General features: G+C 38.1%; 4 protein-coding genes and 1 pseudogene. 4 read left to right on the forward strand and 1 reads right to left on the reverse strand.

Going from position 1 to position 5,329, the window contains the following annotated elements; translation table 11 throughout:
• The 4 genes from UC75_RS20530 to UC75_RS06960 form a co-directional block, all read left to right on the forward strand.
• Positions 1-396: M24 family metallopeptidase (locus UC75_RS20530; protein ID WP_228137143.1), on the forward strand; the 396-nt coding region annotated here is incomplete at its 5' end.
• Between the two features lie 207 nt (positions 397-603).
• Positions 604-1,722, forward strand: a complete 1,119-nt coding sequence (locus UC75_RS06950) for an OmpW/AlkL family protein (RefSeq protein ID WP_049837124.1) — start codon at positions 604-606, stop codon at positions 1,720-1,722.
• 411 nt (positions 1,723-2,133) lie between these two features.
• Positions 2,134-3,480 (forward strand): MFS transporter, encoded by a 1,347-nt coding sequence (locus tag UC75_RS06955; protein ID WP_004790995.1) that lies wholly within the window; start codon positions 2,134-2,136, stop codon positions 3,478-3,480.
• A 172-nt stretch (positions 3,481-3,652) separates the two neighbouring features.
• Entirely contained in the window at positions 3,653-4,873 is a 1,221-nt protein-coding gene (locus UC75_RS06960; protein WP_049837125.1) for an MFS transporter, read from the forward strand.
• A 243-nt stretch (positions 4,874-5,116) separates the two neighbouring features.
• Here the strand turns inward: UC75_RS06960 and UC75_RS20535 are convergent.
• Positions 5,117-5,329 (reverse strand): annotated as a pseudogene (locus tag UC75_RS20535) (NAD(P)(+) transhydrogenase); the annotation flags it as partial.

Raw genomic sequence — 5,329 nt, forward strand, 5'->3', positions numbered from 1 at the left:
CAAGAAGCGATGTATCGTGGAATGGCAACCGTTAAAGATGGTTCATATTTAGGTGATATTGGCCATGCAATCCAGAAATATGTCGAATCAGAGCGTTTTAGTGTAGTACGTGAATATTGTGGCCACGGTATTGGTACCGTTTTCCATGATGAACCTCAAGTATTACATTATGGTCAAGCTGGAACAGGTATGCGTCTGGAAGCAGGTATGACTTTTACCATTGAACCTATGGTAAATGCGGGTGTATGGCAAACTAAACTATTAGGCGATAAATGGACTGTTGTAACGAAAGACCATAAACTTTCAGCTCAATATGAACATACTATTTTAGTGACTCAAACAGGCATTGAAGTTTTAACTGCACGCCCTGAAGAGGATTTATCTCGCTTCAACTAATAGTTTAACAAACTTAAATAAAAGGCTGCTTTATGTAGCCTTTTATTATTTATTATGTATTTAAAATTAACAAATATTGCCAAATATAAACAATTATTTCAAAAAAATTACAATTATTAATTTTTAATAAACAATCATTTTAATAAAACGCGGTATGGTTGGCTCAATAAAAATCAGTAAACAAATGTTCGGACATGGAGTCCATTTATGATGAAAAAGTCATTATTTTGTATGACAGCTGCCTTTTTTGCCCTGCCAACAATCACTAACGCCGCTTCGCCATATTTTAGTTTAAAGGATGGTGATGGTTTCAAACGTTTTTCAGTCTCTGCTGGCTGGTTACATGCAATGCCTCAAGGCTCAGGAAACCCTGTCAATATCAATACTAGCGTTGCAGAAGGTACACAATCTAAAGTGGGAGATGTATCTACAAAAGCCGTTTTAGAGGCAATCGACCAAAGCAAAACTTCAGGAAAATTCTGGTATAGCACTATTGGTCTTCTTGATAAGTTTACAGATACTCTTCCCTCTTCACTTGCAGGTACAGCAGAAGTTAATGGTCTTTCTCAATGGGAACAACAAGGTTCTGGCTTAGAAGCTAGTGATGTTGATACTGTTGGTCTTATGTTTAACTACAACTTTACGGACAATTTATCTTTAGAAATTAAAGGTGGTATTCCCCCTAAAGTAGATATTAATGGAAAAGGTAATATTTACGCTCCCCTTTCTGGAAAAGCGACTCCACTCAAAGATGGGTCTTCGATTGGAGAAATCATAGGAGGTGGAATTTCCGGGGCGGGTGGAGATATTCCTTTAAAACAAGATCTTCATATTACTGATCTTTCTCAGGGAGGCAAGGCTGCGACCGCACGCGCATGGTTACCAGCCGTTGAACTACATTATCAATTTGGTAAAACAGGTGTAAATAAGTTCCGTCCTTATATCGGAGCTGGCGTGATGTATGCATACTTTAATGATTTAAAAATGAATTCTGGTATTGAGGCTGATTTAATTCAAGCAGGACACATGATCCAGAATATCCATGATGGTAAAGCTGGGGCAGCATTAGATCGCAAAACATCATCAGCAAATCCTATCGTGAAACTAGAAGCGACCGATACTTTTGCACCTATTGTAACTTTAGGTGCAACTTACGACTTCAACCCAAATTGGTTTGCTGTTGGTTCAGTTTCGTATTCAAAAATGAATAGTGAAGCAAAAATCTATGTGACTGACCAAAATACAGGTAAAGAGCTCATTAAAGCGAATACCAAAATTGATATTGACCCACTCATTTCATATGTTGGTGTTGGCTACCGCTTCTAACTTCGGCGTCATGAAAGCTATAAAGACTTGTATAAGTTTCTATAGCTTTCTTTCAACCTATTTCGCCTAGAAATTGCTTCTTTTTAAATCAAAATGCTAAAAAAATGAGCATTTTTTATAAAAAATACAGATATAAAAAAACTTCTCAAACTTTTATTACTACCCTCTTATTTCTCCAATTTTCTTATTATTTTTCTATTCACAAACTAACTCAATAAAATTAGAAAGTAATTTTTCCCTTTTAGTAAAATTCATTTTTTGGCACAAGCTTTGCTTTATTCAGAGCATGATGAATCAATGATGATTCAATGAATAAACAAAGACGGCCAACGATGTCCGCTCTGATCGGTCTGCAGATAGGCAATAAATTGCCATGCAAATTAAATTTCGTTCAGTTCAGAGGGACGGCGTATGTCTTCAAATATCCAATTAGATGCAAAAAAAGCAACTGAAATTAAATTATTCAGTTTTTCAACTCCAGCAATGCGTGCCTTCCACATGACATGGCTCGCTTTCTTTGTATGTTTCTTCGCATGGTTTGCGTGTGCACCATTAATGCCCGTGATTAAAGGTGAATTTGGCTTAACAAAAGATCAAATTGCTAATATTAATATTGCTGCTGTTGCCATTACTATTTTAGTTCGGCTTATTGTTGGGCCACTCTGCGACAAATATGGCCCCCGTATTACGTACACCACTCTCCTATTAGTTGGCAGCATTCCAGTATTTGGTGTAGCTGCTGCCAATAGTTATGAATCTTTTCTATTCTTTCGCTTACTTATTGGTGCGATTGGGGCAAGCTTCGTCATTACTCAATACCATACAAGTGTCATGTTTGCACCTAACGTTGTAGGAACAGCAAATGCGGCAACGGCTGGCTGGGGAAATGCTGGCGGTGGAGCAACACAAGCTTTAATGCCTTTATTGCTCGGTGCAATTGTGATGTTTGGTGTTGAACAAACCATGGGATGGCGCGTGGCATTAATCGTACCTGGCGTAATGATGGTTATTGTTGGCATTCTTTATTGGAAATTAACTCAAGATTGCCCTCAAGGAAACTTTAAAGAAGTTCGCGCGCAAGGTATTGAGGTCGGAAGTGGTAAAAAAGGTGGTACTGCCATTTTAATGCAAGCCGCTCGTAACTATCGTGTCTGGATTTTATTTTTGGCATATGGCGCAAGTTTTGGTATTGAAATTTTTATCCATAACGTGGCAGCAATGTATTATGTTGATCAGTTTAAAATGGATTTAAAAACGGCTGGGCTAACTGCCGGAATTTTTGGTCTTTTAGCATTATTCGCTCGAGCGCTAGGCGGTATCATTTCCGACAAAGTTGCACTCAAGAAAGGTTTAGATGGCCGCACGAAAGTACTTGTGCTCATGATTTTAGGTGAAGGTTTATTCTTAATACTCTTCTCGCAAATGAATGCTGTTGCGCTCGCAATTATTTCCATGACTATTTTTGCATTGTTTACGCATATGGCATGTGGAGCAACTTACGCACTCGTACCATTTATCGATCGCACTGCATTAGGTGGAGTTGCAGGAATTATTGGTGCAGGCGGTAATGTTGGTGCTGTTGCAGCAGGTTTCCTACTCAAAGGTTTACTTGATGTCCAAACTTGCCTGTTTATTTTAGGCGGTCTGGTTATGGTCGCAGGCTGTAGCGTAATTTTGATTCGCTTCACAACTGAACATAAAGAAAAAGAACAAGTTCTTTTTGAGCAAGCATTACTTGAACGTAATTCAACAGCTTAATTTTTATAAGAAGCAGAGATCACAATGGTGTCTGCTTCTTCAAATTTCTTATCATGAAATATTTACCCCACTCACTTTTTAATTCTTCTTAAATATTCTTGTCATCTATATCGATATTGTTCGATATATCTTCTACAATAAATGACCACATTATTATAATTTTCCATTAACTATGACTAAAACTGCTCACCAATTTTCCAAGCCCCTCATCTACATGCTGATTGGTAGTGCTCTTATTTTGGCACTTTCTTTAGGGGTTAGGCATGGTTTTGGACTTTATTTGGTCCCAATGAGCCATGAGTTTGGCTGGGGCCAACATGTTTTTAGTCTTGCAATCGCCATGCAGAACCTGATCTGGGGTGCCGTTCAACCTTTTACTGGCGCAATCGCAGATAAATATGGCAGTAAAATTGTGGTTGCTGTTGGCGGATTACTTTACGCCCTTGGCTTACTGTTAATGGCTTTTAGTTCAAGTGTACTCATTTTGAATTTAAGCCTAGGTCTTATTATTGGTTTAGCTTTATCAGCAACCTCTTTTACAGTTTTACTTAGTGCAGTAGGCCGAGCTGCCCCTCCAGAAAAAAGAAGTATGGCAATGGGGATTGCAAGTGCAGCAGGTTCTTTTGGTCAATTTATTATGTTGCCATCTACCCTTCTCTTACTCAAAAATGTTGGATGGTCATCAGCCCTAATGGTCAGTGCGCTATTAATTGCTCTTATTATTCCCCTTGCATGGATGTTAAAAGGACCAAGCACAAGCAATCAAACACCAAAAGCAATTGCACAACCTCAGCTCACATTTAAACAAGTACTGAATATTGCCAGAAAACATAAACCCTTTTGGTGGTTAGCTTTAGGTTTCTTAGTATGTGGATTCCAAGTTGTTTTCTTAGGTGTACATTTACCCGGCTATTTAATCGACCACGGCTTTGATGCAGCTACAGGTACTGTGTTTCTAGCCCTAGTTGGACTATTTAATATTGTGGGGACTTATGGTGCTGGCTGGTTAGGAGACCGCTTCTCAAAACCTAAATTATTAATGGCGCTTTACGGCAGCCGTGGCATCGCGATCATTGCCTTCTTGTTATTACCTTTAAGCATTTATACGGTATATGCTTTTGGAATTATTATGGGCCTTTTATGGCTCTCTACTGTTCCGCTCACCAACGGCATTGTGGCAAATATGTTTGGCGTTAAATATCTTTCAATGCTGAGCGGCATTGTGTTTTTCACCCATCAAGTCGGTTCTTTCTTTGGCGGTTGGCTTGGTGGTGTTAATCACGACTTAACAGGTAATTACAATGCAATTTGGCTATGTTCTATAGCATTAAGTATAGTAGGGATAATCGTACACTTCTTTGTGAATGAGGAGGCTGTTATTCATGACGCATAATGCCTTACTTTTGAAAACAATTATGACTTTTATCTTAATCACGCTTTTGGTGCTTTCCATCATTCTATGGAAACAAACACCAGATTTATTTGAATATTTTAATCAAGCATTTTGTCCACACTAGTATGATGAAAAGCTAAAATCATCCTTTGGATTGTCATAAAAATATAAAAAACCTATGATCTAATGAAAATAAAAAAGCCCGCAAATTTGCAGGCTTTTTTATTGTAAACTTATTTAAAATCAAAACAAACGATTCATACCATTAAGTGCAGCTACACGATATGCTTCAGCCATTGTTGGATAGTTAAATGTCGTTTCAACGAAATATTTCAAGGTATTGTTTGGGCTGTGCATAACTGCTTGCCCAATGTGGATAATTTCGGCAGCGTTATTACCAAAACAGTGAATACCTAAAATTTCCATAGTGTCGCGGTGGAAAAGAATTTTTAACTC

It is taken from the genome of Acinetobacter sp. V2, from assembly GCF_001188385.1.
GTDB lineage: Bacteria > Pseudomonadota > Gammaproteobacteria > Pseudomonadales > Moraxellaceae > Acinetobacter > Acinetobacter oleivorans.

What these genes read in the sequence shown, in the direction of transcription:
- UC75_RS06950 (WP_049837124.1), top strand. Translation starts at nt 604, where the DNA reads ATGATGAAAAAGTCATTATTTTGTATGACAGCTGCCTTTTTTGCCCTG.
- UC75_RS06955 (WP_004790995.1), top strand. Translation starts at nt 2,134, where the DNA reads ATGTCTTCAAATATCCAATTAGATGCAAAAAAAGCAACTGAAATTAAA.
- UC75_RS06960 (WP_049837125.1), top strand. Translation starts at nt 3,653, where the DNA reads ATGACTAAAACTGCTCACCAATTTTCCAAGCCCCTCATCTACATGCTG.